This is a genomic window from Anaerozeibacter quisquiliarum, from assembly GCF_051162045.1.
Taxonomy (GTDB): Bacteria; Bacillota; Clostridia; order Christensenellales; family Aristaeellaceae; genus Anaerozeibacter; species Anaerozeibacter quisquiliarum.
In genome coordinates, this window is the sequence record NZ_JBISDI010000003.1 from 117,434 (window position 1) to 143,613 (window position 26,180).

27 protein-coding genes are annotated in these 26,180 nt (G+C 61.8%); 7 read left to right on the plus strand and 20 right to left on the minus strand.

The features are described from left to right. Positions 1-45 precede the first annotated feature (45 nt). The 7 genes from ACH6CV_RS02290 to ACH6CV_RS02320 form a co-directional block, all read right to left on the minus strand. The gene (locus ACH6CV_RS02290) at positions 46-462 is read right to left on the minus strand and encodes a hypothetical protein (RefSeq protein WP_456356531.1); all 417 of its coding nucleotides are present in this window, start codon (positions 460-462) and stop codon (positions 46-48) included. A 280-nt stretch (positions 463-742) separates the two neighbouring features. After that, positions 743-1,375, minus strand: a complete 633-nt coding sequence (locus ACH6CV_RS02295; protein WP_456356532.1) for an ABC transporter ATP-binding protein — start codon at positions 1,373-1,375, stop codon at positions 743-745. A gap of 14 nt (positions 1,376-1,389) precedes the next feature. Next, positions 1,390-2,241, minus strand: a complete 852-nt coding sequence (locus ACH6CV_RS02300; RefSeq protein ID WP_456356533.1) for a hypothetical protein — start codon at positions 2,239-2,241, stop codon at positions 1,390-1,392. Beyond that, entirely contained in the window at positions 2,234-2,986 is a 753-nt protein-coding gene (locus ACH6CV_RS02305; protein ID WP_456356534.1) for a hypothetical protein, read from the minus strand. The genes ACH6CV_RS02300 and ACH6CV_RS02305 overlap by 8 nt, the downstream gene beginning before the upstream one ends. A gap of 12 nt (positions 2,987-2,998) precedes the next feature. Beyond that, complete coding sequence (locus tag ACH6CV_RS02310; RefSeq protein WP_456356535.1) at positions 2,999-4,042, minus strand: hypothetical protein; 1,044 nt, start codon at positions 4,040-4,042, stop codon at positions 2,999-3,001. 117 nt (positions 4,043-4,159) lie between these two features. Next, complete coding sequence (locus ACH6CV_RS02315) at positions 4,160-4,555, minus strand: hypothetical protein (protein ID WP_456356536.1); 396 nt, start codon at positions 4,553-4,555, stop codon at positions 4,160-4,162. A gap of 194 nt (positions 4,556-4,749) precedes the next feature. Continuing rightward, a complete protein-coding gene (locus tag ACH6CV_RS02320; protein WP_456356537.1) occupies positions 4,750-5,202 on the minus strand; it encodes a hypothetical protein in 453 nt (150 codons plus the stop codon). 391 nt (positions 5,203-5,593) lie between these two features. Between ACH6CV_RS02320 and ACH6CV_RS02325 the strand changes: the two genes are divergently transcribed. Then, positions 5,594-6,772, plus strand: coding sequence for a hypothetical protein (locus ACH6CV_RS02325; protein ID WP_456356538.1), 1,179 nt, complete (start codon positions 5,594-5,596; stop codon positions 6,770-6,772). Here ACH6CV_RS02325 and ACH6CV_RS02330 read toward each other — a convergent pair. The 4 genes from ACH6CV_RS02330 to ACH6CV_RS02345 form a co-directional block, all read right to left on the minus strand. Further along, a complete protein-coding gene (locus ACH6CV_RS02330; protein WP_456356539.1) occupies positions 6,759-6,881 on the minus strand; it encodes a hypothetical protein in 123 nt (40 codons plus the stop codon). The two genes, ACH6CV_RS02325 and ACH6CV_RS02330, sit on opposite strands and share 14 nt — an antisense overlap. Positions 6,882-6,967: 86 nt before the next feature. Continuing rightward, positions 6,968-7,723, minus strand: a complete 756-nt coding sequence (locus ACH6CV_RS02335) for a DUF4367 domain-containing protein (protein WP_456356540.1) — start codon at positions 7,721-7,723, stop codon at positions 6,968-6,970. Continuing rightward, complete coding sequence (locus ACH6CV_RS02340) at positions 7,713-8,276, minus strand: RNA polymerase sigma factor (protein ID WP_456356541.1); 564 nt, start codon at positions 8,274-8,276, stop codon at positions 7,713-7,715. Before ACH6CV_RS02340 ends, ACH6CV_RS02335 begins: the two co-directional genes overlap by 11 nt. Before the next feature lie 109 nt (positions 8,277-8,385). Beyond that, positions 8,386-9,123, minus strand: coding sequence for a response regulator transcription factor (locus tag ACH6CV_RS02345; RefSeq protein ID WP_456356542.1), 738 nt, complete (start codon positions 9,121-9,123; stop codon positions 8,386-8,388). Between the two features lie 243 nt (positions 9,124-9,366). Here ACH6CV_RS02345 and ACH6CV_RS02350 point away from each other — a divergent pair, with 243 nt between their 5' ends. Further along, the gene (locus ACH6CV_RS02350) at positions 9,367-9,681 is read left to right on the plus strand and encodes a helix-turn-helix domain-containing protein (RefSeq protein ID WP_456356543.1); all 315 of its coding nucleotides are present in this window, start codon (positions 9,367-9,369) and stop codon (positions 9,679-9,681) included. 201 nt (positions 9,682-9,882) lie between these two features. On the opposite strand, the gene nspC is transcribed toward ACH6CV_RS02350, so the two are convergent. From nspC to speD, 6 genes are read right to left on the minus strand one after another with little or no spacing between them, the layout of a single operon-like run. Continuing rightward, the gene (nspC, locus tag ACH6CV_RS02355; protein WP_456356544.1) at positions 9,883-11,022 is read right to left on the minus strand and encodes a carboxynorspermidine decarboxylase; all 1,140 of its coding nucleotides are present in this window, start codon (positions 11,020-11,022) and stop codon (positions 9,883-9,885) included. A gap of 1 nt (position 11,023) precedes the next feature. Next, complete coding sequence (locus ACH6CV_RS02360; protein ID WP_456356545.1) at positions 11,024-12,223, minus strand: saccharopine dehydrogenase family protein; 1,200 nt, start codon at positions 12,221-12,223, stop codon at positions 11,024-11,026. A 1-nt stretch (position 12,224) separates the two neighbouring features. After that, complete coding sequence (gene speB, locus ACH6CV_RS02365; protein WP_456356546.1) at positions 12,225-13,079, minus strand: agmatinase; 855 nt, start codon at positions 13,077-13,079, stop codon at positions 12,225-12,227. Next, positions 13,069-13,920 carry a polyamine aminopropyltransferase gene (gene speE, locus ACH6CV_RS02370; protein WP_456356547.1) on the minus strand — a complete coding sequence of 284 codons (852 nt, stop codon included), beginning with the start codon at positions 13,918-13,920 and terminating at the stop codon, positions 13,069-13,071. The genes speB and speE overlap by 11 nt, the downstream gene beginning before the upstream one ends. Beyond that, on the minus strand, positions 13,921-15,372 hold the full coding sequence (locus ACH6CV_RS02375; protein WP_456356548.1) for an aminotransferase class I/II-fold pyridoxal phosphate-dependent enzyme: 1,452 nt from the start codon (positions 15,370-15,372) through the stop codon (positions 13,921-13,923). Positions 15,373-15,386: 14 nt separating this feature from the next. Next, entirely contained in the window at positions 15,387-16,145 is a 759-nt protein-coding gene (gene speD, locus ACH6CV_RS02380; RefSeq protein WP_456356549.1) for an adenosylmethionine decarboxylase, read from the minus strand. Between the two features lie 300 nt (positions 16,146-16,445). Between speD and tagD the strand changes: the two genes are divergently transcribed. The 5 genes from tagD to ACH6CV_RS02405 all read left to right on the plus strand — a co-directional run bounded on the left by tagD (position 16,446) and on the right by ACH6CV_RS02405 (position 22,865). After that, positions 16,446-16,841, plus strand: a complete 396-nt coding sequence (tagD, locus tag ACH6CV_RS02385; protein WP_456356550.1) for a glycerol-3-phosphate cytidylyltransferase — start codon at positions 16,446-16,448, stop codon at positions 16,839-16,841. A gap of 97 nt (positions 16,842-16,938) precedes the next feature. Continuing rightward, positions 16,939-17,961: an ornithine carbamoyltransferase gene (argF, locus tag ACH6CV_RS02390; RefSeq protein WP_456356551.1), complete on the plus strand. Its 1,023-nt coding sequence runs from the start codon at positions 16,939-16,941 to the stop codon at positions 17,959-17,961. 100 nt (positions 17,962-18,061) lie between these two features. Continuing rightward, the gene (locus ACH6CV_RS02395; RefSeq protein ID WP_456356552.1) at positions 18,062-19,081 is read left to right on the plus strand and encodes an ABC transporter substrate-binding protein; all 1,020 of its coding nucleotides are present in this window, start codon (positions 18,062-18,064) and stop codon (positions 19,079-19,081) included. A gap of 1,001 nt (positions 19,082-20,082) precedes the next feature. Beyond that, positions 20,083-21,771: an ABC transporter permease gene (locus ACH6CV_RS02400; protein WP_456356567.1), complete on the plus strand. Its 1,689-nt coding sequence runs from the start codon at positions 20,083-20,085 to the stop codon at positions 21,769-21,771. A gap of 14 nt (positions 21,772-21,785) precedes the next feature. Then, positions 21,786-22,865, plus strand: a complete 1,080-nt coding sequence (locus tag ACH6CV_RS02405; RefSeq protein ID WP_456356553.1) for an ABC transporter ATP-binding protein — start codon at positions 21,786-21,788, stop codon at positions 22,863-22,865. Between the two features lie 174 nt (positions 22,866-23,039). Here the strand turns inward: ACH6CV_RS02405 and ACH6CV_RS02410 are convergent, their stop codons facing one another. From ACH6CV_RS02410 to ACH6CV_RS02420, 3 genes are read right to left on the minus strand one after another with little or no spacing between them, the layout of a single operon-like run. Then, positions 23,040-24,227, minus strand: coding sequence for an acetate/propionate family kinase (locus tag ACH6CV_RS02410; protein WP_456356554.1), 1,188 nt, complete (start codon positions 24,225-24,227; stop codon positions 23,040-23,042). Between the two features lie 12 nt (positions 24,228-24,239). Beyond that, on the minus strand, positions 24,240-24,857 hold the full coding sequence (locus tag ACH6CV_RS02415) for a C39 family peptidase (RefSeq protein WP_456356555.1): 618 nt from the start codon (positions 24,855-24,857) through the stop codon (positions 24,240-24,242). Further along, positions 24,854-25,528 carry an HAD family hydrolase gene (locus tag ACH6CV_RS02420; RefSeq protein WP_456356556.1) on the minus strand — a complete coding sequence of 225 codons (675 nt, stop codon included), beginning with the start codon at positions 25,526-25,528 and terminating at the stop codon, positions 24,854-24,856. The genes ACH6CV_RS02415 and ACH6CV_RS02420 overlap by 4 nt, the downstream gene beginning before the upstream one ends. Between the last annotated feature and the right edge of the window lie 652 nt (positions 25,529-26,180).

The window sequence follows — 26,180 nt, forward strand, 5'->3', positions numbered from 1 at the left end:
CCCCCGATGATTCCCCCCATAAGTCTGTCTACAAAGCGTTCTACATTACGGAGACCACAGCCCATGCCCCGATGTGAAATTCTCCGCAGGCGGCCCGACGAGGGTGCTGTCCTTAATCTCACATGTCAAGGTGTACTTTTTCCCCTCTTTGGCCGTCTTCTGGTAGCTTGTCGTTTTGTCCTGCGCCCCGATAAACAACCTCGCCTTTGACATCCGGGTTCCGGCCTGGTTGCGGATGTTAAAGTAGGTTTCACAAGGGCCACCCCAGCGTGTGTACTCCTTGATTTTTACGCGCCATTGCTGTCCGGTGTCTTCCTTCTCCAGCGTAGCGACATGGTGCCCGGCTTCGTTCCCATACACTTCCCAGTCGAACATCTTTCCCGGACTTACATAGGCGGCGGCAGCGGTATTCAGCAGAACCAAGAGAGTGAGAACCAACAGAACGACGATATTTTTCCTCATCTTAACATCACCTCCTCGTATAATTGGTTGTATTGAATTTGGTCCGGGGCCCACAGATTGCTTACTTTCGCAACAATCACCTCCCGAAATTTCCTCAACCCAACCCTGCGTAGCGCTCCGCAAGGTGAATTGCCTGTTCGCCCGGCCTTCAGTAACGCCTGACCGAGGATTTTTCCGAGATGTTGTCCGGCCCCCACACCGACCGGCGCCCCTGATCACGCCCGAACCTTCAGGCGGCAGGGGCTGCCCGGCGCCTTGGTGCCAGACCGCAATTGTACCGCTACCGCACGCGCGTCAGCTTGCCGGCATCCATCTCGCAGACGGTGTCGCACAGCGCTTCGATGTCCTCCCGGTTGTGGCTGGCCAGCAGGATGGTCTTGCCGCGCGCCTTGAGTTCGAGGAACAGCTTGCGCATATCTTGCACCCCCGCGTTGTCCAGGCCGTTCATCGGCTCGTCCAGGATCAAAAGGTCCGGGTCTTCCATGATGGCCTGCGCGATGCCCAGGCGCTGGCGCATGCCCATGGAGTACTTGCTCACCCATTTGCGGTTGTGAGGGTCGAGGCCGACCGTCTTGATTGCGGCGTGGACGGCGTTCCTGTCGGCTTTTTTGTTCAATTGCGCCAACAGCGCCAGGTTTTTATAGCCCGAGCAATACGGCAGAAAGCCCGGCGTCTCGATGATCGCGCCGAGGCTGGGCAGCGTTTCGATGTCCTTGCGCACCACCTGCCCGTCGACCGAGATCGTGCCCGACGTGACGCGGATCAGCCCCGTGATGCACTTCATGAGCACGGTCTTGCCCGAGCCGTTGCGCCCGATCAATCCGTGGATTTTTCCGCGGTCAAAGGTCGCGGATACGTCGTCCAGCACCGTCATCCGACCGTAGTATTTGAATACATTGGTTACGCAAATCATGCGCTTGCCCTCCTTTATCCGCGATTGAGAAGATCCGCCACATCGAAACGCCGGCCAATCGCGACGACGACGCCAATGGAAACGATCAGACAACCGACCAGCACACCTATGGCGAGCGGAAGGGTGGGTTCGCCCGGGCTGTACCCGTAATCAAACGCGGAGAGGCGCGCGAGCGTCGAGATGGACAAGCGCCGGACGACGCGCGGCAGGAAGTCCGTCACGTCCAGCAGCAGGATAAACACCGCGGCGGCCGCGCCATACTTGGTGCGCGACGCCGTGTTGATGGCAAACATGGAAAGCACGCAGGTGACGATCACCGCCATGCGCAGAGCCGTTGACAGAAAGAACGCGCTCAGCGGCGTGAATTCCTCCAAAATGATCTCGTAGAAATCCATCGCTGCGTATTCCTGTGCGACACTGGTGTACACGATGGTGGACAGCGCGTCGCCCCAATCGTTGCCAAATTCCACATACGGCGCCAGCAGCAGCGCCTTCATTGCGAACAGCAGGCCCATGTAAATCGCGGTTCCGGCAAAGACATACAGGATCTGCCCGGTGATCCACTTTTTTTGCCCAATCCGGCACAGTATGTCCTGCTGCATTTCGTCGTAGAACGGCGCGTCGGCGAACAGCACGATCGCCCCGATGCTCACAATCGTTCCGTAGTAAGGATTGGACAGCACCATGGCAATAAATCCCCATACATTCATACGCAGCTCATAGTCGCGCGTAAAGGCGTAGAGCATGGATACGTCGCTTTCCAGAAATAAGAACATGGTCGCGAGCGCCATGTAAAGCTGCGGCCTGGTCAGCATTCGGCGCAGGCTGTACAGGCCGGAGCGCAGGCCGCCTCTCGCGTTACCCATTTTCAATCCTCCTTCGAACGCCGAGCGAGAACAGCGCGCAGCACAGCGCGATGAGGGATCCAAACACACATAGCCCCGCGATCATGGCGCCCGCAAAGCTCAGATTCACGGCCCCGTCCGCCAGCATGCCGATGTTCATATAGGATGGCAGATTCAGCCTCGCGCTCAACAACATGCTTAAGTCGCTGACCAGCATGGGCACCACCAGCGCAAAATAGGGATTGGGGTGATACGCCGAAAACGCGAGGCTGAACAGCGCGTAGGTCGCGCCGCCCAGAAACTGGAGGCCCGCCATGCCCGCGATGTACACCGCGAGGTTGGTATGCACCATGGCGTGTGTCCCCGTCGTCAGATGACCAAAGGCCTCCCGATATCCGTCCAGGCCCAAGAAGGCGCAGCACACGCCAAAGAAGATCAGCGTGCCCAGCGCGAACACCGCGCCGCCGCTGACGCCCGCCGCCAGCAGCTTGGACTTGATGAACCGCTTCCTCCCGACCTGCAGCAGCTGCGGGATGGCAAACCCGCTCTTCCAGTCCATACAGAAGCCGACGCAGTAGGGCAGCGCGCACAAAGCCGGAGCGAGCCAGCCCATCAGGACGAAATTGCGCCCGTACTCAAAGGCCATCAGGGCGTTGGCTGGGCCGAGCAGGCTGGAGTAATTGCCCAGGATGTACTGCGCCGCGTTGGCGGCCGCGGCCACCGCCAACAGCCACCCCATGCTTCGGCGCAAATCGATCGCCGTCATCGCCCATCCCCCTTATGTGATTTCCTTGCCGGTCAGCGCGTCAATGTAAACCGTGGCGTAACCCGTTCGGTCAAACCGATCCTCCCCGCCTTGAAAGTAGAAGCACCACGCCGGGCGCGCCTCATAACGCGCCTCGTCGCCCTTGACGGGCGCGGGCACGTACTCATAGGCGACCCGATCCACGACGACGGGCGCGTTCGTCGCCAGTTTCTCGTAGCGCTTGAGGAAGGCGTCGACAGCCTGCTCCAGCGAGAGCGCAATTTGCTCGTCCTTTCGCTCCGCGATCTCATACGGATCGCCATTGACGGAGAAGTACGCAATCCCTTCCGCCGTCACATAGGCTTCCAACCGGCTTTCGGATATGTCCCGATTGAGTTTCATGCTCACATAAGACTGCCGCATGATGGGGATGCCGTCCAAGCACAGCGCCATGCGAATCCAATAACCCGCCTGCGGCGGCCGATAGGCGTTAGGTGCGGTCATCCTCGCCCGATCGTCCTCCGGCGTCGATTCGTACTCTTCTCGATAAAGCGCGGCCCAGTCGCCTTGCTCCAACGCCCTCACATCGGGTGTACTGCCCGGCTCCAGCCCCAGCGCGGACGCCCGGTCGCGCGTAAGCCCAATGGCCCACTCCGCGTCGAGCCCCGGGATCCGCGCGTTTTCCGGATGCGGAACAAACGTGCCGAGCAGGTAGGACATGATGTTGCCGTCGGCACGATACGTCCAATAACCACGCACGAGGGTGGATGTGGCTCCGTCGCACAGAAATTCGTAGTGAACAAAATCCTCGGGGAGCCCTTCTCTTTCGACCTTCCTGACTTCCACGGCCTTGCCCGCGTAGAACTGGGCGGTTAACTCGTCGACCGACCACTGCTTTCGCTGAACGATCAGCGGGTGGCCCGTCGCCACCTGCGGTGCGTCCACCTCGGCCTGAAACGTAATTTCGGTGCGGCGAACGCGATGCGCCTGATCCAGGCGCTGGGCGAGCGCCGGCTGCGCGCCGAGCGCGGCGGCCAGGCACAGCAGCCATGACAGCTTCCTCGCACGGTGTTCCATCGAAATATACCTCCTCGTATGATTGATTCGTCTGCACCATTGGGGAGGGGCTGCCGCAAAGATCCCGCCCGTTGCGGAGCAATCCTTCGCGGCAGCCCCGGGCCTACGTAGCCGCGTCTACGGCCTCCACGTTCCGTCGGTGTGGATATTCACGCCGTTGTTCTTGTGATTTTTTACACCCAGACCATAGTAGTTGCCTTCTATGCCATGGGGATATTTGTACTGAATGGAGTATGCGCCGGTGGATTTTGCAACTGTTGTCACAGTTACATAGTTGCTTCTGCTCTCATACCACATATTGTAACCGACCCACGCATCGCCGGGCGTTACTTGATCCAAGGTGCACTTGGCATCGGTATCGGTTGCCGACTCTTTCTTCTGATGCTTCGTCGTCGCGATGCCGTTTTTCTTAAGTGGCCCACCGTAGGTATACGGGTACTGCACAGCGCTCGCGACAAGCGCCACCTGGCACAGAGCCACCGCCAGCAACAAAACCGCAATGATCCTCTTCATGATTTTTCCTCCTCATAAACATTGGTCGTACAAAACTTCGCGTTTATTCCAAAACAATTTACATGCTTGCCACAACCACCTCCCAATGAACTGCCGGGATCGAAGAATGCGTTCCTTCCATGACGACGAGTCCCCGGTTTTCAACCCAACCCTGCGTAGCGCTCCGCAAGGTGAATCGCCTGTTCGCCCGGCCTTCAGTAACGCCTGACCGAGGATTTTTCCGAGATGTTGTCCAGCACCTTGCCGGCCGCGTCCCGGACGGTGCCGGTCATGACCACCTGGTAGCTGTACCCACGCTCGACCGGCATCGTCTCTCTGATTTCGATGCCGTCCTTCCCGCTGCCGGAATCCGTCCATCGGCCGATGACGGCCCACGCGCCGTCATCCTTTTTTGCCGGAGCTTCACCGTGATCGATACCTTGCTGGTCGAAGCCTCCGGCTTGGCCGTGCCTGTACAGCTTGCCTTCCCCGAAGTGCTGATGGTCAACTGTGCCTTGGCATCTCTGGTGCCTACGTAATAAGTCTGAATTCCATGATCCCGGAACTCCGACGCATAGCCCGCCGTCGCTGAAAACAGCATAAGCAGCGCGAACAGCCAAACAACTCTTTTCATTTCGACAAAAAACTCCCTTCTCAATGTGTTTCACTATATAAAACACTTGAAAAGGGAAAATGTAGCAGACAAAATGATATTTTACGGTTATTTAACTTTCGTGACGCTCTCGGCCACCTGCCTCGCGATCTCAATTGGCCCGTCATACGAAACATACCATGCGCCGATTGCGCGCAAGATTTTCAGCAATAGCCTGTGTCGGTGCGTACCGCGTCGCGGGCTGCCCCTATATCCCCGCCCGATATCTGACCGGCGACTGGCCCTGCACCTTTTTGAAGATCTTGGAGAAATGCGCCACGTCGGTAGCGCTAAGCCGTGGCTGTACCGCTACCGCACTTTGGTCGATCTTGCACTTGGAAGAATATTGGAACAAATTGCGCATGGTTGCGTCTATATTATATAAATATTAATGAGAGGGTGAAGATGTGAAGGGCTTTGTATGTGTTTTCGTGGCGATGCTGTTGATTCCGTTCGGATTGACGACGGCATTTGCCGATCAATCAAATGTTGTTGAAGTCCAGTGCCCAAGCGATTTCTTTTTGACGCATGTCGATTGTAACGAAGATGGAACATTTCTGCTGTCAGGGTCCACGGGCACACCGATGGACAGTGCCCCTGAGATGTTTGGTATCGACGTGAATGGGCATGCTCTGTGGTCAATACAGGGCACACATAAGGCGGGGTCAACGGGTTTATATCGCTCGGCGGCATGGCTGGACAATGATACGATCATTGCCCTATGTTCCGAGCCCAATTACCCCGGGTATAATACCTTTGTCGTGCAGTTGATTGAGCAAGGGGAGATCGTCTGGCAGTCCGAGCCCATGGAGGGCATAATGGGCGTATTTCCCGCACCGAACGGTTTTCTGATGACCATCAATCGAGACGCTGCTTCGGCCAGTATCATCAGAATGAACTTTGATGGGGAACTGCTTTGGCAGATTGATTGGCCAGAGTGGCTTACGTTCAAGGGCATATTGACACGAGGCGATACCCATGTAGCATTTGGTAGCAAGACCATCCGGGAGGGAGACCGCGAACACGACCCGACCAGTGTCGTGATCGCCTTCGACGATCGGGGCACTATTTTGTGGCGCCATGATGGACTATCCTCCGAGGAATTCACGGCCGCCGTTTGGGCGGATCAGGATGGCATTATCTTAATAGGAGATACGTATGGCTCCCTCGCAGATGCGCTCCCCCTCACAGATGATCGGTGGGGAAAGGGGTTCATCGCAAAATTTACCGAGCTTGGACAAGTTTGGCGAACAGACCACACCTATCATATGCGTGGCACTGATAGGCGAATCACCGAGGGGCGTATGACCTCCATCATTCCGGTGCAGGATGGTTACTTGGCTTCCGCACGCGTTGGGCCTCGATACCAGACGCAACAGCTCTTGTTCATCGATAAAAACGGCATTGTCCAAAAGGAATGGAATGAAGATATGAACGGCGTGTACACTTACTCTTCGCTCTCTCTTCATCAGGCGCACAACATGCCGTATCTCATAGCGAGCGGCTATTCAGTGCCGGCGGAGCCGGATCGTAGTTTTCTTGATGAACCCATGATGACTATTCTTAAGAAGATTAATATTCCGTAGCATAATATATGCCGCACAAGCGTAGCCGTTTGAAATCCCGGAACTCCGACGCATAGCCCGCCGCCGGAAGCAGCATGAGCAGCGCGAACAGCCAAACAAGCTTCTTCATATCGACAAAAACTCCCTTCTCAATACGTTTCATTATGTAAAACGACTGAAAAGGGAAAATGCAGCAGACAAAATATAGTTTTACAATTATTTAACTCGTGTGACGCTCTCGGACACCTGTTTCGCGGTTTCCAGATCGCCGTCATATCGAACGACAAAGAACCTGTCCGCCACCGCCCAAGTCACGAAGCAATACCCCTTGGCTTCCTGCTCCGCGAACATCGCCTGCTGCCCCCGGATCGTGCCGTGCCCGATTTTCGCGCCCTCGGTGTTGATGAACATCCGGGTGTCCGCCGTGTTCTCGTCGAAGTACAGCGATTGGTCCGCCGCGTTGTCGTACCGCACGCCGCATTCGATTTCGTCGCCCCGCACCTGCGCCAGCGCGAAACCCTCCGGCACGTAGGTCGGATAGTAGCTCCCCGGCCAGTCCCCGGGCACGTCCACGAAGCGTTCCCCGTCCACTTCAAGCCCCAGCTCGGTGCGCACCTCGGTGGTGCTGATTAGGAAGCGCGTCAGGTACACGCGCAGCGGCCGGATGGCCGCCAGCGCCGCCGTGCCGCCGAGGAACGCGATCAGCAGCGCGGCGGCTGCCACCCGGCCCACGCGCGGCAGGGTATGGCGAAAAAAGCGCCGCCGCCGGTTGCGGCCAAGCCCCTTTTCCAGCGCGCGGTACAGCGCGGGCAGCGCGCGCTCGTAGGCCGCCTTCGCCTCCTCGGCCACGGCGCCGCCCTCGGCGGCTAGGCGCGCGGCGCGGCGCTGCTCCACCCGCCACATGGCCTCGCGGAACAGCGCGTCCTCGTATTGCTCGCGCGGCGTCATGCCGCCCTCGTGTTCATGCGTCATCGGCGCTCATCTCCTCCCACACGGCCCGGGCGCGCGCTCTGGCGCGCTTGAGCAGCGGCCGGACGCTGTCGCGCTTTACGCCCAACACCCCGGCAATCTCCCCGTCGGACATCTCGCGCACGTACTTCATGCCGAGCGCCGTCTGGTCGCGCTCGGGCAGCCGCTCGATGCACTCGACCAACCTGGACGCCGTTTCCTCCCACAAAAGGGCCGCGTCCACGTCCTCCTCGCTCGAAGGCGTCCGCTCGAACACATCCTCGGGATCGCCCCAATCGGTATGGCCGCGCCGCTTCAGTTCGTTGAACGCGACGCTTCTCACCGTGACGACGACGTAGGCGCGCAGCTTGTAATCCTCGAGGCGCATCAGCACGTCGACCCGTTCGACGAGCCGCGCCACCGCCTCCTGGGTCGCGTCCTCCGCGTCCTGCGGCTCGCTCAGCAGCTTGCGCGCCTGCGCGTACATGAGGTCGTATTGATCCTCATACAACCGCTGCATGAACGCGCGCGACGCGGCGTCCTCGATCCGGGCGATGGCGACCGGGAACATCATCATACGGCTACGAATCCCTTCGCTGTTTTACGTATATATTACACCATGCGCCGATTGCGCGCAAGATTTTCTGCAATAGCCTGTGCCGGTGCGTACCGCGTCGCGGGCCGCCCTATATCCCCGCCCGATATCTGACCGGCGACTGGCCCTGCACCTTTTTGAAGATCTTGGAGAAATGCGCCACGTCGGCGAAGCCGACCATCTCGGCGACCTCATGCACCTTGAGCGACGGGTCCTGCAGCAGCTCGCACGCCCGGTTGACGCGGGCCTGGCCCAGCAGTTCGAAGAAGCTCTTGCCGGTGTAGCGATTGAGCAGCTTTGACAGGTGCCACTGGCTGACGAACACGTTGTCGGCCACGTCCATCAGGCTGATGCGGTCCATGTGGTGTTGCTCGATGTAGGCGAGCGCGGCCTTCACGATGAAGCTGCCCGCGGCGTTCTGCTCGCCCAGCGCGTCGCCCGTTGGTTCGGCCTGTTCGCCCAGCGCCTGCGCCATGGCGCGCACGGCCTCCTCGATCTCCTCGATGCGGCTGGGCTTGAGCAGGTAGCGCGTCACGCCCAACTGGATGGCCTGCTGGGCGTAGTCGAATTCGCGAAACGCGGTGAGCACCGAGATCTGCATGCGCGGACATTCGCTCTTGAGCGCGGCCAGCATATTGAGCCCGTCGCAGTTGGGCATGCGGATGTCGGTGAGCAGCATGTGCGGTTTTACTTCGCGGATCACGCGCGCACCCTCCAGCCCGTCGGCCGCGGTGGCGACCACCTCGCAGCCGTACTTCGCCCACGGCATCACCTTTTGAAGGCCCTGCAGGATGATTTGCTCGTCGTCCACCAGCACCACCTTGTACATCCCGTGCCCTCCTTCCGCCCGTTCGATTATACCGTCCCGCCGCGCAAATGGCAAGCCCGGGGCGGCAGGGTGGGGCTAAGGGTCATGCCTTTGCGGGCCCCCTGCGCCCGATTGCGCAGAGCAGTCCTCTGCATCGATGATTACATATGATTTGATTCTATATATCAAGTAAAACAGAAAAATAGATCATACATTAATGCGCTGAGTATGGGATAGAATTCCATACAAAGGGATGTGATGGCAATGGATGAAGCATTCATCCAGGAGCGCATAGCGCAGCTGCGCATGAGAAAGGGCGTATCCGCCCGGGATATGAGATTGACGTTGGGGCAGAGCGAAAGCTACATCAACACCATCGAGAACAAAAAATCGCTGCCTTCCATGACGGTGTTTCTTTATATCTGCGAGTACTTTGGGATCGGCCCGAAGGAATTTTTCGACGAAGGGAACGACGATCCGGCAGAGCTCAAGGAGTTGATCGAAGACCTGAAACGGATCGACGCGCGCCCGCGCGCCCACATTGCCGGGTTGGCGCGAGCGTTGGTTGACAGGCGGTAATCACAAGGAGTTCTGAGGGATGCCGAAGATGGAATTTGAGCGCGGTGACGCCGTATAGGATGAGCTGATCGCCTATGCCGTCGTCGCCCGGAAGCCTGGGCGGCGGCTGCGGCGGCGCGGGGAACGGGGCTGCCCAAGGGCGCTGCGCCCGAACCCTGCCAAAGGGCATCGCCCTGGACTCCCCGAACCGCTTGTGCGCGATTATGACAACCGATCCCGGAAATCTTCATACCCGAACCTGCGCACCAGCCGGATTGCGCCGTCCTCGCCCGCGATCGCGATCGAGGGCAGGCGCACGCCGTTGAAGGTGTTGGTCTTGACCATCGAGTAGATGGCCATGTCGGTGAAGATCACGCGGTCGCCCGCCTCGAGCGGCCGGTCGAACGCGTAGTCGCCGATCACGTCGCCGGCCAGGCAGGAGAGGCCGGCCAGCCGGTAGGTATGCGGCTTCTCTCCCGGCAGTCCCGCGCCGATCACCTCGGGGCGGTAGGGCGCTTCGATCACGTCGGGCATGTGGCAGGTCGCCGAGGTGTCGAGGATCGCGATGCCGAGGCCGTTGTGTACGATGTCGAGCACCGTCGCGACCAGGAACCCGGCGTTCAGCGCCACCGCCTCGCCCGGCTCCAGGTATACCGTAAGGCCGTAGCGCGCGCGGAACGAGCGGATGCGCCGGATCAGCGCCTCCACGTCGTAATCGGGCCGGGTGATGTGATGCCCGCCGCCCATGTTGAGCCATTCAAGCCGGTCGAAATAGCGTCCGAACTTTTCTTCCACTGCATCCAGCGTCTCGCACAGCGCGTCCGCGTTTTGTTCGCACAGGGTATGAAAGTGCAGCCCGCTGATGCCGGTAAGCTCATGGGGCTTGAAATTGTCCGCGGTCACACCCAGCCGCGAGCCGGGCGCGCAGGGATCGTAGATCGCGCGCGACTGCGTCGAGTGCTCGGGATTGATCCGGATGCCCAGGCGCCTGCCCGAGGAGAGCGCCTTTTCCCGGAAGCGCCCCAGCTGCGAAAACGAGTTGAACACCAGGTGGTCGCAGATCGTCAGCAGCTCGTCCATGTCCGCGTCCGGGTAGGCGGGCGCGAACACATGGGTCTCCTTGCCCATGTATTCGCGCCCGAGCCTGGCTTCGTTGAGGCCGCTGGCCGTGGTGCCGTCGAGGTATCGCCCGATCAGCGGATACAGGCTGAACATCGAGAACGCCTTCTGCGCCAGCAGCACGCGACAGCCGGCCTCGTCGGCCACGCGGCGCAGCAATTCAAGGTTCTTGCGCATCAGCCGCTCGTCCACGACGAAGCAGGGCGAGGGCAGCGCGCGCGGGTCGAAGGACAGCGCGGCCACGTCAGGGAACCAGCGTGGGGTTGAAGTCCTCGACCCACGGAAGCCCCCACCTGTTCAGCGCGTCCATGAACGGATCGGGATCGAATTCTTCGACATTGTACACGCCGCTCTTGCGCCAAGTACCGTTCATCACCAGCATCGCGCCGATCATCGCGGGTACGCCGGTGGTGTAGGAAATCGCCTGCGAACCCACCTCGCGGTAGCACGCCTGATGGTCGCACACATTGTACACGTAGTAGCGCACGCTCTTGCCGTCCTTGACGCCCTGGAAGATGCAGCCGATGTTGGTCTTGCCGTGGGTGCGCGGGCCGAGGCTGGCCGGGTCGGGCAGCACCGCCTTCAAGAATTGCAGCGGCACGATCATCTTGCCCTCGAACTCGATCGGCTCGATCGAGGTCATGCCCACGTTTTCCAGGCATTTGAGGTGGGTCAGGTAGCTCTGGCCGAAGGTCATGAAAAAGCGGATGCGGCGGATGCCCGGGATGTTGAGCGCCAGCGACTCGATCTCCTCATGGTGCAGCAGGTACATGTCCCTCTCGCCGATCTGCGGGAAGTCGTACACCCGCTTGATCTCCATGGGCCTGGTGTGCACCCAGCGCCCGTCCTCCCAGTAGCTGCCGTCGGCGGTCACCTCGCGGATGTTGATCTCGGGGTTGAAGTTGGTCGCGAACGGATAGCCGTGGTCGCCGGCGTTGGCATCCAGGATGTCGATGGTATGGATCTCGTCGAAGTAATGCTTGAGCGCGTAGGCCGAGAATACGCCCGTCACGCCCGGATCGAACCCGCAGCCCAAGAGCGCCGTCAGGCCCGCCTTTTCAAACTTCTCGCGGTAGGCCCACTGCCACTTGTACTCGAACTTGGCGATATCGGGCGGCTCGTAGTTGGCCGTGTCGACGTAGTGCTTGCCGGCCGCGAGGCACGCGTCCATGATCGTCAGGTCCTGGTACGGCAGCGCCAGGTTGACGACCACGTCGGGATCGAAGCCGCGAATCAGGCGGGTCAGCGCATGGACGTCGTCGGCGTCCACCTCGGCGGTGTGGATCACGGTCGCCCCGCCGGCCAGCTTCGCCTTGAGCGCGTCGCACTTGGCCTTCGTGCGGCTGGCGATCATGATCTCGCTGAAGACCTCGCTGTTCTGGCAGCACTTGTGGATGGTCACGCCGGCGACCCCGCCGCAGCCGACGATCAATGCCTTGCCCATGTTATTTGCCTCCTGTTACTAGCAGTAATTCCCGTATCAGTTTGCACGCCGACGCGGCCGATATGCCGCTCGGATCGTAGGGCGGCGACAGCTCCACCACGTCCAGCGCCGCGATGTTCAATCCCTTGAGCGAGAGCACCGCCTGATGCAGCGCCTGGAAGCTCACGCCGCCCGGCTCGGGCGTACCGGTGCCCGGGAAGACCGAGGGGTCGAGCACGTCCAAATCGATCGTCAGGTAGATCGGCATGCCCTTGAGCTGATCGAGCGCGTCCGGCAGGCCGGTCAGCGCGAAGGGATTGAGCGTCGCGTGCCGCCGGGCGAATTCAAATTCCGCCTTCTCGCCCGAGCGGATGCCGAACTGGAAGATGCGCCCGTCGCCGACCAGCTCCCACACCCGGCGCATTACGGTGGCGTGCGACAGCCGCTCGCCCAGATAGTCCTCGCGCAGGTCGGTGTGCGCGTCGAAGTGCAGCACGTGCAGATCGGGATAGGCGCGCGCCGCGGCGCGCAGGGGCCCAAGCGTCGCCAGGTGCTCGCCCCCGATCATAAATGGGCGCTTGCCGTCGCGGATGATCTGCTCGGCATGCTGTTCCAGCAGCGCGAGCGCCCGCTCGGGGCTGCCGAACGGCAGCGCGACGTCGCCGAGATCGCAGGCGCGCACATCCAACAAGTCGGCGTCCTGGTAGGGGCTGTAGGTTTCAAGCCCCTGCGAGTCGCCGCGGATGGCGCGCGGCGCGAACCGCGCGCCCGGCCGGAACGAGGTGGTCGAGTCAAACGGCGCGCCGAACAGCACGACGTCGGCGTCCGCGTACTCATGATCGCAGCCGATGAATGCGTCAAGTGATCTATTCAACATCCGCAAGCAACTCCTCCACGTAGGTCGGCAGGGCGAACGCGCCCCTGTGCAGATTCGGGTTGTAGTAGCGCGTCTCAATGCCCAGCGCCTTCCATCGCTTGGCGTCGAGGTCCTTGACCGGGTGGTACTGCTTGGACGCGAACCCGAACAGCCAGTGCCCCGACGGGTAGGTGGGGATGTGCGCCTGGTACACGCGGCTGATTTCGAAGCTGCCCGCGATGCGCTTGTGCGCGCGCTGGCAGGCCTGCGCGTCGCCGTCGTAGAACGGGCTCTCGTGCTGGTTGACCAAGATGCCGTCGTCCTTGAGCGCCTTGTGGCAGTTGCCGTAGAACTCCTTGGTGAACAGCCCCTCGCCCGGCCCGAAGGGATCGGTCGAATCCACGATAATCAGGTCATAGCGCGCCTCCTGGCGGCGCACGAACTTGAGCCCGTCCTCAAAATGCGTCTGAACGCGCGGATCGTCGAAACCGCAGGCGGTCTGCGGCAAGTGTTCGCGGCACACATTGACCACCTGCTCGTCGATCTCGACCAGGTCGATCTCCTTTAAGTGAGGGTACCTCGAGAGCTCGCGCAGCACGCCGCCGTCGCCCGCGCCGATCACCAGCACGAGTTTGGGCGCGGGGTGCACCGCCATGGGCACGTGCACGATCATCTCGTGGTAGATGAACTCGTCTTTCTCGGTCAGCATCATGTAGCCGTCCAGCGTCAGGAACTTTCCAAACGCACCCGACTCGAACACGTCGATCTGCTGATAGCGGCTCTTGACCGAGGCCAGCTGCCTGTCCACCCGGATCGACAGCTTCACGCCCGGCGCGTGCTTTTCGCTGAACCACAAATCCATTTAGGGATCACCTGCCAATACGTTGATGCGCTCGATCGTCATGTCCTCCGGGCCGGTGAGCGACGCGCCCCGGGCCTTGGCGTACGCGATGTAGTCCACGATTGCCTCTGTAATCTCCTCGCCCGGCGCGACGATCGGGATGCCGGGCGGATAGCACATCACGAATTCCGCGCTGACGCGGCCCACGCAGCCCTTCAGCTGCAGCGCGCGCTTCTCGGCGTAGAACGCCTGCTGCGGCAGCGCCCGCACGACGGGCGGGATGTATTCGTGGCGCATGAGCTGGGCGCCCGGACGTCGGTAGCGGCGCTTGATCTCGGACAGCGCGCCGATCAGCATCTCGATGTTCTTGTGGGTGTCGCCCACCGACAGGTAGGCCAGTATGTTGCCGATGTCGCCGAACTCGATCTGGATGTCGTATTCGTCGCGCAGCAGGTCGTACACCTCGATGCCACTGAGGCCGATGTCCAGCGTGTTGACGGCCAGCTTGGTGCGGTCGAAGCCGAACACCGACGCGCCGTCGATCAATTCGCTCGAAAAGGCGTAATACCCGTCCAGGCGGTTGGTTTCGGCGCGGGCGTATTCGGTCAGCTGCAAGACGCCCTCGAAGACGTCGCGGCCGGAAAGCGCCAGGTTGCGCCGCGACATATCGAGGCTCGACAGCAGCAGGTAGCTGGCGCTCGTGGTCTGGGTCAGGTTGATTACCTGGCGCACGTAGCCGGCGTTCACGTCGGGCCCGCACAGCAGGAATGAGCTCTGCGTGAGCGAGCCGCCCGACTTGTGCATGCTGACCGCGGCCATGTCCGCGCCCGCCGCCATCGCGCTGATCGGCAGGCCCTCTCCGAAGGAGAAGTGGGTGCCGTGCGCCTCGTCCGCCAGGACCAGCATGCCACGCGCGTGCGCGGCCTCGGTGATCCCCTTGAGGTCGGAGCAGATGCCGTAATAGGTGGGGTTGTTGACGAACACCGCACGGGCGCGCGGGTGCTCGTCCATCGTGCGTATCGCATCGTTCAGTTCCATGCCGGTCGCGATGCCCAGCCGCTCATGCGCGCGGCAGGGCACGTACACCGGGGCCGCTCCGCACAGCACCAGCGCGTTCAGCGCGCTGCGGTGCACATTGCGCGGCAGGATGATCTCGTCGCCCAGGTGGGCGCAGGAAAGGATCATGGCCTGCACGGCGCTCGTGGTGCCGCCCACCATGAAGAAGGCATGGGCCGCGCCGAACGCCTCGGCCGCCAACTGCTCGGCCTCGCGGATGACGCCGACCGGATGGCAGGGGTTGTCGAGCGGCTTCATGCTGTTGACGTCGATCGACAGGCAACTCTCGCCCAGAAACGCGCGCAGCGGCTTGTTGCCCGCGCCCCTCTTGTGGCCGGGCACGTCAAACGGGATCACGCGGTTGCGCTTGAGCTTCTCCAGCGCTTCGCAGATGGGCATTCTATGTTGGTCCAGCATCGCTTGCCTCCGTTTTAGTATACGTTCGTGCCGCTGAAGATTTCGATCATCTCCTGGCGTAGGCTGTTGGTAATCATAAGCCGCGTCTTAGGCGCGATCTCGTACACGTCGGTCTTGAATAAGTAGTTTTGCAAATCCACGTCCTTAATCAGCATCCGGGTGTGAAACAGGTTGGACTGGTAGACGTTGACGTCGAGCGCGTCGTACTTCTCGAGCACGGCGTCGTCGATGAAGTCTTGGATCGAGGTGATCCGGTGATCCATGAACACCTTCTGGCCGCTCACGTTGCGGGTGAAGCCGCGCACGCGGTAGTCGATCGTGATGATGTCGGAGTCGAAGCTGCCGATCAGGAAATCCAGCGTCTGCAGCGGGGTGATCTGGCCGCAGGTGGCGATGTCGATGTCCACGCGAAACGTGGCGATCGAGGTGTCGGGATGGTACTCGGGATAGGTGTGCACGGTGACGTGGCTCTTGTCGAGGTGGGCCAGCACCGTCTCGCCCCGGGGGCGCATCGACTCCTCGGCGATCAGGATCGTTACGCTCGCGCCCTGCGGGTCGTAGTCCTGCTTGGAGATGTGCAGCACCGTCGCGCCGATCATGTCGGTGACGTGCAACAGGATGCCGGTCAGCCGCTCGGAGTTGTATTGCTCGTCGATGTAGGCCACGTAGTCGCGTTGCTCGCGCGCGGTCTTGGCGTAGCACACGTCGTAGATGTTGAAGCTCAGCGACTTGGTCAAATTATTGAAGCCGTACAGCGTCAGCTTGTTTTCCATTCCTGCGACCTCCCCAAAAGCAAAATCGGGCGATGCCGTGCCACACGACATGCCCCGAAACCGTGAGCCAAGAACGTCCGTGCAAGGCACATGGTTATGAAGTAACCAACTTATCAACTTATATATCTTATCCTGTGGCCCCGGGGATCATACATCCCGAATCATGCCGAAGAATAACACGAACCGCGGGATATGTCAATTGATTGAGGGGAATTTTACGTTGATTGCTTGCCAAGCGCAAAGCGGTACGATAGAATGGTCCTGCATCCCGCGCATGCAACCTATATAAGGAGGCATTCCATGAAACGCGTGATTACCTACGGTACATTCGACCTGTTGCATTACGGGCACATCAACCTGCTCAGGCGCGCCCGCGCGCTGGGCGACTATCTGATCGTGGCGCTGTCCACCGACGCGTTCAACCTCAACGAAAAGCACAAGACCTCCTATTTCCCCTACGAGGAGCGCAAGGGGCTGCTCGAGGCCATCCGCTACGTCGATTTGGTGATCCCCGAGGAGAGCTGGGCGCAAAAGGCCGAGGACGTCGTGCGCTACCATGCCGACGTATTCGTGATCGGCGACGACTGGACGGGCAAGTTCGATTTCCTCAAGGAGCAGGGCTGCGAAGTGGTCTACCTGTCGCGCACGCCCGAAATCTCCACTACAAAAATAAAGCAGGACCTGTTAAGCCGCTAGGCAGCCGCCGATCCATCCGGCGCAAATGCATCGCCCCTGCGCACACGTTCTTTGTGCGGTGCCGCCCTTGACAAGACTGCATAGTATGCGTATAATTATGCAATCCAGAAAGGCGGGAGGGACGCATATGACGCTTAAGGGACGGGGTCTGCTGACGCTTCAGGATTACACGTCCGAGGAGATCCGGTATCTGCTCGACTTGGCGGTTAAGCTCAAGGCCGAGAAGGCGGCCGGCGTTTCGCATCGGCACTTGGCGGGCAAGAACATCGTGCTGCTGTTTGAGAAAACGTCGACGCGTACGCGCTGCGCGTTCGAGGTGGCGGGCATGGATTTGGGGATGGGGGTGACCTTCCTCGATCCCGGCAGCAGCCAGATGGGCAAGAAGGAGTCGATCCCCGACACGGCCCGGGTGCTCTCCCGCATGTATGACGGCATCGAGTACCGGGGCTTCAGCCAGCAGATCGTGGAGGAGTTGGCCCGCCACGCCGACGTGCCGGTATGGAACGGGCTGACCGACCAATTCCACCCCACGCAGGCGCTGGCCGACCTGATGACGATCGAGGAGAAACTGGGCCGCCTTAAGGGCGTTCGCGTGAGCTACATGGGCGACGCGCGCAACAATGTGGCCAACTCGCTGATGATCGCCTGCGCTAAGATGGGGCTTCACTTCACGGCCTGCGCGCCGAGTCCGCTGTTGCCGGCAGAGGAGTTGGTGCAGACGGCGCGCGCGCTGGCCGCAAAGAGCGGCGCAAGCGTCCGTCTGACCGATTCGGTGGCCGAGGGCGCGTCGGGCGCGGACGTGCTGTACACCGACATCTGGGTGTCGATGGGCGAGCCCGACGAGATATGGGCAAGTAGGATAGGGCTGCTGCTGCCCTACCAGGTCAACGCCGCGGCGCTTGCGCTGGCGAATAAAGATGCCATATTCATGCACTGCCTGCCCTCGTTCCACGACTTGAAGACGACCATCGGGCAGGAGATTCACAAGAAATTCGGCCTTACGGCGATGGAGGTCACCGACGAGGTATTCGAATCCGCCCAATCGGCGGTGTTCGACGAGGCCGAAAACCGGATGCACACAATCAAAGCAATTATGCTATCCGCATTAAAAGAGGGTTGATTTCTTATCGAATTACAGGTATAATATGGGATATCGCCAAATTTGTATCAAATCGCCGCGTATACGGCATTGATAGATCATAAAGATGGAGGTAGTTCCCATGAGAAAGCTGCTGACCGTGCTCGCCTGCCTGTTGGTGCTGTCCATCAGCGTACCCGCCTTGGCCGTCAATGAGGACGTGACGGGCAAGGTCGTCATCTACACGTCGATGTATCAGTTTGTGATCGACATGATGAGCGAGGCCGTCAAGGAAGAATTCCCGAACCTCGAGGTGGAGTTCTTCTACGGCGGCACCGGCGCGCTGCAGACGAAGCTTGCCGGCGAGATGGAGACGGGCACGCTGGGCTGCGACATGATGCTGGTGGCCGAGCCCGCCTATTCGCTCGAGCTCAAGGAGGGCGGCTGGCTCAATCCCTATGTGATCGAGGGCGCGGCCGAGAAGCTGCGTTTTCCGTTTGACGAGGAGGGCTTCTGGTACCCGGTGCGCGTGTGCAACATGGTGCTGGCCTACAACCCGGAACTCAACAGCGCCGAATCGCTGCCCGCCTCGTTCAAGGATTTCGCCGAAGACGCCTCGCTCAAAGGGCAGATTTCCATGGGCAACCCGCTCACCAGCGGCACCACGATGGCGGCGGTGGCGGCGCTGTCCGACAAGTACGGCTACGACTACTTCACCGCGCTCGGCAACAACGGCGTGATGATCGAATCGGGCTCGACCGCGCTGGCCAAGCTGCAAACCGGCGAGTGCAAGGTCATCATGATCCTCGAGGAGAGCGTGCTCAAGATCCGCAAGGAAGAGGCCAGCAAGATCGCCTGCATCTACCCCACCGACGGTAACATCATGATCCCCTCCACGGTGATGACCGTGGCCGAGGACCGCAGCGCCAACATGAACATCGAAGCCTGCGAGGCGATCACCGACTGGCTGCTGAGCGACGCGGGCCAGAAATTCGTGCTCGAGGGCTACATGCACGCGGTGACCAAGGGCACGACCGAGGTACCCTTCGACTCGATCGACACCGACGGCCTGATCGCGACCGACATGGGCGTCGACTGGGTGCGCTGCTACAGCCAGCGCGAGGAGATCCGTACCCAGTTCCAGGAGCGTGTCACGCAATAATCCAGCGCAGGGGGGACTGCGAGGTCCCTCCCATTTCCTTCCCTGGAGGGGCGCCCCGAGGGGCGGGGTGGCGACCTGATTGCAGAAAGGTTCTGCGATCAGGTCGCCGCTCCGCCTGCGTGCATCCCTTCAGGGAGCGGAATGGGCAAGGGCCTACAGCCCTCATCCATTTTGCGAAAAGGAGTGTTCCTTACGTGATGACAGCCCCCAACCCGACGCTGCGCACCCGGCGCGACGTTTCGCCCACGGTGACCCGGGTGGCCCTGCTGCTGATTTTGCTGCTGGGCGGCGCGATGATCGTAAGCGGCGTCAGCGGCATCCGCACCCACGATGCCGCGGGCTACGACTCCGAGGACGCCTACGCCCACATCCATCAGTTGGGCGGCGAACTGAATGCGTGCTACGATCGGGACATAGCGCCCGCCCTCTCCGGCCTCGACGCGGCGCAGCAGGCGGCGCTCCACGATACCGCCCGCGCGCTGCTGCTCGATCATTGGCAGCCGGACGACCCGTCGGCGGATAAGACGCTGTCCGCCATCGAGGCGCGCGCCGCCGATCCGGTTCGCGCCCGGTACGAGTTGCTGTGCGCCGGCTACGCGCTGTCGGGACCTAAGATCACCTCCGCGGTCAAGAAGCAGCTGGCCGCGGCAAGCGACCGCGACGCCTTCCGCCATGCGTTGCTCGAATGCCTGCTCGACGAAGGCCGCGCCGCGCCCGAGGAGGCCGCCGGCGCGCTCAGGAACCTGAACGGCATCGATCGCTCGGCGATGCTCATGCAGCTGTTCTTCGCCTCGGCCAACGAGGACGGCGAGACGCTGCCCGCGGCGCTCGTGAACAGCCTCAAGAAATCCGTCCGCGACGCAAAGCTTCGGATCAACGCCTGCGGGGCGGCGGTCACCGGCGAAATCTCCCCGATTGCGCGGCTTGTGCTGCCGAACGCCCGCACCATCGCGCTGATCGGCGCGCTGCTGGTGATTGACGCGCTTGGGCTGATCCTCCTCCTGCGGCGCGAGGGCAACTGGCAGGCGGACGCCAAGTGGATCGTCATACTGCTGATCGTCGATTTCATGCTGGTGTTCCAGCTGCTGCCGATCGGCTACTTGCTGGTCAAGTCCTTCCTGCCGGGCGGCAGCTTCTCGCTTGAAACCTTCCGGCGGCTGTATGGCTACAGCATGAACTGGAGCGCGCTCAAGAACACGCTGGTATGCGCGGTCGCCACGATGGTGCTGGGCACGCTGATCGCCTTCCCGCTGGCCTGGCTGGTGGGGCGCACCAACCTTTACGGCAAGAAATTCTTCCGCAGTCTGTTCGTGCTGACCTACATGGTGCCGCCCTACCTGGGCGCGATGGCCTGGCTGCGGCTGCTCAACCCCAACGCGGGCGACATCAACGTGCTGCTGCGCTGGCTGTTTCGCATGGAGGGCGGCGTAGGCCCCTTGAACATCTATTCGGTGGGCGGGCTGATCTGGGTGCTGACCACCTTCTACTACCCCTACGCCTTCATCACGATCTCCCGGGCGATGGAGAAAATGGATCCCTCGCTTGAGGAGGCCTCGCGCATCGCGGGCGCGAGCCCCGTCATGACGGTGCTTCGGGTCACGCTGCCCATGATGACGCCCTCGCTGATCGGCGGAGCGCTGCTGGTGTTCGTCAGCGCCGCCAGCTGCTACGGCATCCCTTCGATCATCGGCGCGCCCGGCAAGATCCATACGGTCACCACCCGGATCATCGAGTACTACGGCCTGGGCGCGCAGGGCATCAACGACGCCACCGGGCTCGCGGTATTTCTGATGGTGATGGCCATCATCATCCTGTTCGTCTCCGACTTTGTGGTGGCGCGGCGCCAGTATATCACGGTCTCGGGCAAGTCCACCCGCCCCAACATCGTGGAGCTCGGGCGCTTTCGCACGCCGCTGACCTGTCTGGTGGGCCTGTTCGCCTCGGTGATGATCCTGCTGCCGTTCGCGACGATCTTGCTCACCTCGTTCAAGGTGGACGTGGGCAAGGGCCTTCTTGAGGCGGGCAACTTCACCGCCGGCCAGTGGACGCTGATCTTCTCCCGTGACGAGACGCTCGAATGCCTGAAGAACTCGCTGGTATTCGGCGGCATCACCGCCACGGTGGGCATCGCGATCAGCGTGACCATGAGCTACCTCTTGCAGCGCACGCGCGTCGCGGGCCGCAAGATTCCGGATTTCCTCATTACGCTGGGCTCGGGCACGCCCTCGGTGGTAATCGCGCTGGGGCTCATCATGACCATGAAGGGCAGCTTCGGCGTGAGCATCTACAACACGGCCGCGATCATGGTGGTGGCCTACCTGATTAAGTACCTGATGATGGGCATGCGCACCGTGGTGTCGGCGATGTCGCAAATCCACGTGTCGCTCGAGGAGTGCTCGCAGGTGTCGGGGGCCAGCTGGCTGCGCACCATGGTCAAGATCACGGGCCCCTTGATCTTCCCCTCGATCGCCGCGGGCTGGTTCCTGATCTTCATCCCCAGCTTCTACGAGCTGTCGATGACCACGCTGCTGTACTCCAACACCACCAAGACCATCGGCTTCCAGCTCTACGAGTACTGGACCTTCACCAGCCAGCCCCAGGCCTGCGCCATGGCCTTCGGCATCCTGGTGGTCGTGGTGCTGCTCAACTTCGTGCTCAACCGCCTGACCAAGGGCGAGTTTTCGATTTAGGGGGCTTTTTAAAGATGTCCACCGTACGCATCGAGCACATCACCAAGGCCTTTGGCTCAAACGTGGTGCTCAGGGAATTCAACGAAGTTTTTAACGACGGGGAGTTCGTCACGCTGCTCGGCCCGTCCGGCTGCGGCAAGACCACGATGCTGCGCATCATCGCGGGCTTCGAGCGCCCGACCGATGGCGCGCTGTACATAGACGACCAATTGGTATCGGGCGGCAAGACCTTCATGCCGCCAGAAAAGCGCAACGTGGGCATGGTGTTTCAGAGCTACGCCGTGTGGCCGCACATGAATGTGTTTGATAACGTGGCCTACCCGCTGACGATCAAGCGCGCGCCCAAGGCCGAGATCATGAAACAGGTAGGGCGCGTGCTCGAAATCGTGCACCTCGGTCAGTATGCCGACCGCTTCCCCAACCAGCTGTCGGGCGGCCAGCAACAGCGGGTGGCGCTGGCGCGCGCGCTGGTGGCCGCGCCGAAGCTGCTGCTGCTCGACGAGCCGCTGTCCAACCTCGACGCCAAATTGCGCGAATCAATGCGCTTTGAGATCAAGGAAATCCAACAGAGCCTCGGCATCACCGTGGTCTACGTCACCCACGATCAGACCGAGGCCATGGCGATGAGCGATCGGATCTTTTTGATCAACCGCGGCGTGGTGCAGCAGAGCGGCACGCCCGAGCAGATCTACAACCGTCCGGTCAACCAGTTCGTGGCCGACTTCCTCGGCAAGGTGGCCTTCTTCAAGGCGCAAGCCGAGGCGGGCCGCATCCATATCTCCGAGATGAACCAGGCGCTTTCCTACGACGGGCCCAAGCGCGGCGCGATCGAGCTGGCCATACGGCCCGAGAACATCCGCATGGCGAAAACCCCATCCCCCGGCGCGCTCGCGGGCGTGCTCGAGCAGAGCTACTACCTGGGCGACGTCAACGACTGCCGCGTACGGGTGGGCGGCGCGCTGGTGCGCGCAATCGCCGAGGGCTGGACGCGAAAGGAGTTCCGGCCCGGCGACGCGGTGTTCCTGACCCCGGTCGATTTCATGGTGTTCGACGACGACGGTTCGCTCAAGGAGCAGCTGCAGATTCAGACCTAGGTAACCGCCGATCAAATCCCCCGCGCGGTGGCGGTTGCATTTTCGCCAGCTCGGGCCCGCAGAATCCTCGACGTAGCGCTGCTACGCCTTCGGATTTTGCAAGCCCAATCCGGCAAAAATTCCCCTCGCCATCGCACGCGTGCTTTAATCAGCGCTTACCTGGGTAACCGCCGATCAAACCCCGCGCGCGGTGGCGGTCAGACAGTCGTGCGCGCGCCGAACGACCATCAGTTCCTCATTGGCCGGGATCACCACCACGCGCACTTTCGAGTCCGCGGCGCTGATTTCGCCCTCGCCCGAGAGCAACGCGTTCGCCTGCTCGTCGATTTTGACGCCCAGGTAGGTCAGCCCCTCGCACACCGCGCGGCGCAGCCGCGCGCTGTGCTCGCCCATGCCGCCGGTGAACGCCAGTTGGTCGAGCCCGTTGAGCTCCGCCGCATAGGCTCCGATCGTGCGACGGATGGCGTCGACCAGCATGTCGAACGCCAGCCGCGCGCGCTCGCTGCCCGCGTCCATCGCGCGCTCGATGTCGCGCAAATCGCCGCTCGTGCCCGATATCCCCTTGAGCCCCGCCTGCTTGGTCAGCGCGCGCTCGACCTCGTCGAGCGTCATGCCCTGGCGCAGCATAAACGGGATCACGAAGGCGTCCAGCTCGCCCACCCGGTTGTTGTGGGGGATGCCCGTCTGCAGCGAGAAGCCGAAGCTGTTGTCCACGCTCACGCCGTCCAGCATCGCGCACAGCGAGCTCGACCCGCCCAAATGGCAGGACACCACGCGCCCGCGGCCGGTGCGCTCGGCCACGTAGCTGTGCGACGCGCCGTGATAGCCCATCTTCTGGATGCCGTGGTGCTCGTACCAGTCGTAGGGCACCGCGAACAACCGGCGCTTAAGCGGGATCGTGCGGTGGAAATCGGTCTCGAACGCACCCACCAGCCGGGCGTTCGGCGTCAACCGCCGGAACACGCGGATGGCTTCCAGGTACGCTCCGTTGTGCGCCGGCGCGACGGTCATGTAGTCGGCCATGCCCGTTAGAACCGCCTCGTCGATCACATGCGTGCCCAGGTGGCCCTTGCTGAGCACCGTCTTGAACGCCACGGCGTCGAGCGCCCCGAGCGATTCGATTGCGCCGGTGTCCTTAGCCGTCATCCGCCGCAAAAACCGGTCGATGCCGTCCGTGTAGTTGTCGATCGTCAGCCCTTCCTCGAGCAGGTCGGCCCCCGCGCCCTCGCAGCGGTAGGCAAAGATCGAGCCGCCCATGCCGATGCGCTCCACCCGGCCCTCGCACAGCACCCGCTCGCCCGGCATCGTAAACAGTTTGAATTTGAGCGACGTGCTGCCCGCGTTGCAGATCAGGATATTCATCGGCGGCCCCCCTTACTTTGTCAACACCAGGAACGAGTTTTCGCGCCGAAGCTCCGCCATAATCAGCGCCATATCGTAGGGTACTTCCGAGCGCTCGCGGCTGCTGGGGTCGTTGACGAGGATTCGTCCGTCCGCGTCCACGCCGCGCAGCAGGATGTAGTGCCCGCCCGCCGTGAACGTGCCCGGCCCCATGTGCGCGATCACCGGACGGCCCGCCTTGAGCGCGCGCAGCACCGGCTTGGGTTCGTTGGCGATCCACGTGCCTTTGACGCCGTTCAGCCGCGCCATATCGGTCAGCGCCTCATGGCTGAGTCCGTCGCCGAAGTAGTATTCGTGCTCGACCGCCCATTCGAACAGCACCTGCGGCGACACCGCACGGCCCGTCAGGTACTCGATCGCCATCGACAGGCTCACCGCGCCGCAGCCGCTGGTTTTGACTGACTTGTCCTCGCCCGCGAACACCGCGACCGTGTCCTCGTAATCGCTTTGCAGGATCAGCGGGACGGCGGCCAGCCGCTCCGGGCTGATCGTCGGCCGGCTCATCCGCCACCACACGAGCAGCGCCAGCGCCAGCGCGATCAGCAGCAGCAGCCACCGCCATACCCTGCGCCGTGGTTTTTTTTCGCTCATGGGCTACCCGCCTCCAACCGTTTGACCGCGCCCGGGAATTCCTCCACGCGATCGATCACGGCATCGGCCCCGGCCGCAACCAGGCTCTCGCGCGGGCGGAACCCCCAGCTGACCGCGAGGCAGCGAAGGGCGGCATTGCGTGCGGTCAGCACGTCCACGTCCGAATCGCCGACGTACAGCGCGCGGTCAGAGGGCACATCCAGCGCGTGAAGCGCCGCGAACACCGCGTCGGGCGCGGGCTTCTTGCGCACACCCTCGGCTTCGCGCTCGCCCATCGCCACCTGAACCAAGTCGCCGAAGTACTTGCGGCACAGCGGCTTCACCGCGCCGTCGAACTTATTGGACACCACGCCCACCTTGACGCCGTCCGCCCGGAGCGTGGCGAGCAGCTCCATCACGCCCGGATAGGGCGCGGTCTTATGTTCCATGTTGGCCTTATAATGCGCTTGAAACAGCTTCAGGCAGCGCTCGACCTCCGCTTCCGGACCGCCCTCAGGCAGCACGCGCTCGATCAGCCGCCGCGCGCCGTCGCCCACTGAGCTTCGCACTTCGTCCAATGTGCGTGCCGGGTGACCCAGCGCGGCCAGCGCGTGGTTCACGCTGTCGGTCAAATCGTCCAATGTATCGAGCAGGGTACCGTCAAGATCGAACAGGATGGCTTCAAATTTCATGCGTTCCCCCGGTGCCTTTGGCATAGTTTTCCTCATGATACCACGAAGCCTGGGTTGGGTAAACGCCCAAACGGTAAAAAGCGGCGGCGGGCCGATGCCGGTAATGCCCCTCCGGCGAGGGGCGCCCGCCCCGTCCGACACCGATCCGCGCCCGGATGCATACACTGCAAGGTAGCCGCTGATTGGTTCGGGCGTTGGCCGACGAGGGGATTTTTCGTCCAATTGTTCCAGCAAAACGCGCCGGCGCAGCAGCGCTACGTCAAGCGTTTTGCAGGGACGGGCGGGCGAAAAGTACCCGCCAGCCGGCGTCAGAATAGATCAGCGGCTACCTTGGGGAAAGGATGTGTGCCTATGATGAATTGGGATTTGCCCAGTTGGTTTCCCATGCCGCCCGTGTTTCCCGGCTGCGGGCATCGGCCCCGGCCGTGTCCCCCGCCGTGCCCTCCGCCGTGCCCCCCGCCGTGCCATCCACCGTGCCCTCCGCCCTGCCCTCCGCCCTGCCCGAGGCCATGCCCCGAGCCGGAAACGCTCTGCGTGCGCGTGCTGGGCGATGACGGTTGCGGCAACTTGATCCTGTCGGTCAGGCGGCCGCGCCTTTGCCAGTGCAACGGCGAATGGGTACCCTGCCGGCGCTGGAGATAAATGCTACACA

What these genes read in the sequence shown, in the direction of transcription:
- ACH6CV_RS02415 (WP_456356555.1), bottom strand. Translation starts at nt 24,857, where the DNA reads ATGAGCGAAAAAAAACCACGGCGCAGGGTATGGCGGTGGCTGCTGCTG.
- ACH6CV_RS02330 (WP_456356539.1), bottom strand. Translation starts at nt 6,881, where the DNA reads ATGAAGAAGCTTGTTTGGCTGTTCGCGCTGCTCATGCTGCTTCCGGCG.
- ACH6CV_RS02375 (WP_456356548.1), bottom strand. Translation starts at nt 15,372, where the DNA reads ATGCTGGACCAACATAGAATGCCCATCTGCGAAGCGCTGGAGAAGCTC.
- argF (WP_456356551.1), top strand. Translation starts at nt 16,939, where the DNA reads ATGCAATCCAGAAAGGCGGGAGGGACGCATATGACGCTTAAGGGACGG.
- ACH6CV_RS02295 (WP_456356532.1), bottom strand. Translation starts at nt 1,375, where the DNA reads ATGATTTGCGTAACCAATGTATTCAAATACTACGGTCGGATGACGGTG.
- ACH6CV_RS02305 (WP_456356534.1), bottom strand. Translation starts at nt 2,986, where the DNA reads ATGACGGCGATCGATTTGCGCCGAAGCATGGGGTGGCTGTTGGCGGTG.
- tagD (WP_456356550.1), top strand. Translation starts at nt 16,446, where the DNA reads ATGAAACGCGTGATTACCTACGGTACATTCGACCTGTTGCATTACGGG.
- ACH6CV_RS02335 (WP_456356540.1), bottom strand. Translation starts at nt 7,723, where the DNA reads ATGACGCATGAACACGAGGGCGGCATGACGCCGCGCGAGCAATACGAG.
- ACH6CV_RS02345 (WP_456356542.1), bottom strand. Translation starts at nt 9,123, where the DNA reads ATGTACAAGGTGGTGCTGGTGGACGACGAGCAAATCATCCTGCAGGGC.
- ACH6CV_RS02300 (WP_456356533.1), bottom strand. Translation starts at nt 2,241, where the DNA reads ATGGGTAACGCGAGAGGCGGCCTGCGCTCCGGCCTGTACAGCCTGCGC.
- speD (WP_456356549.1), bottom strand. Translation starts at nt 16,145, where the DNA reads ATGGAAAACAAGCTGACGCTGTACGGCTTCAATAATTTGACCAAGTCG.
- ACH6CV_RS02360 (WP_456356545.1), bottom strand. Translation starts at nt 12,223, where the DNA reads ATGGGCAAGGCATTGATCGTCGGCTGCGGCGGGGTCGCCGGCGTGACC.
- ACH6CV_RS02405 (WP_456356553.1), top strand. Translation starts at nt 21,786, where the DNA reads ATGTCCACCGTACGCATCGAGCACATCACCAAGGCCTTTGGCTCAAAC.
- ACH6CV_RS02310 (WP_456356535.1), bottom strand. Translation starts at nt 4,042, where the DNA reads ATGGAACACCGTGCGAGGAAGCTGTCATGGCTGCTGTGCCTGGCCGCC.
- speB (WP_456356546.1), bottom strand. Translation starts at nt 13,079, where the DNA reads ATGTTGAATAGATCACTTGACGCATTCATCGGCTGCGATCATGAGTAC.
- ACH6CV_RS02340 (WP_456356541.1), bottom strand. Translation starts at nt 8,276, where the DNA reads ATGATGATGTTCCCGGTCGCCATCGCCCGGATCGAGGACGCCGCGTCG.
- ACH6CV_RS02315 (WP_456356536.1), bottom strand. Translation starts at nt 4,555, where the DNA reads ATGAAGAGGATCATTGCGGTTTTGTTGCTGGCGGTGGCTCTGTGCCAG.
- speE (WP_456356547.1), bottom strand. Translation starts at nt 13,920, where the DNA reads ATGGATTTGTGGTTCAGCGAAAAGCACGCGCCGGGCGTGAAGCTGTCG.
- ACH6CV_RS02420 (WP_456356556.1), bottom strand. Translation starts at nt 25,528, where the DNA reads ATGAAATTTGAAGCCATCCTGTTCGATCTTGACGGTACCCTGCTCGAT.
- ACH6CV_RS02395 (WP_456356552.1), top strand. Translation starts at nt 18,062, where the DNA reads ATGAGAAAGCTGCTGACCGTGCTCGCCTGCCTGTTGGTGCTGTCCATC.
- ACH6CV_RS02290 (WP_456356531.1), bottom strand. Translation starts at nt 462, where the DNA reads ATGAGGAAAAATATCGTCGTTCTGTTGGTTCTCACTCTCTTGGTTCTG.
- ACH6CV_RS02350 (WP_456356543.1), top strand. Translation starts at nt 9,367, where the DNA reads ATGGATGAAGCATTCATCCAGGAGCGCATAGCGCAGCTGCGCATGAGA.
- ACH6CV_RS02410 (WP_456356554.1), bottom strand. Translation starts at nt 24,227, where the DNA reads ATGAATATCCTGATCTGCAACGCGGGCAGCACGTCGCTCAAATTCAAA.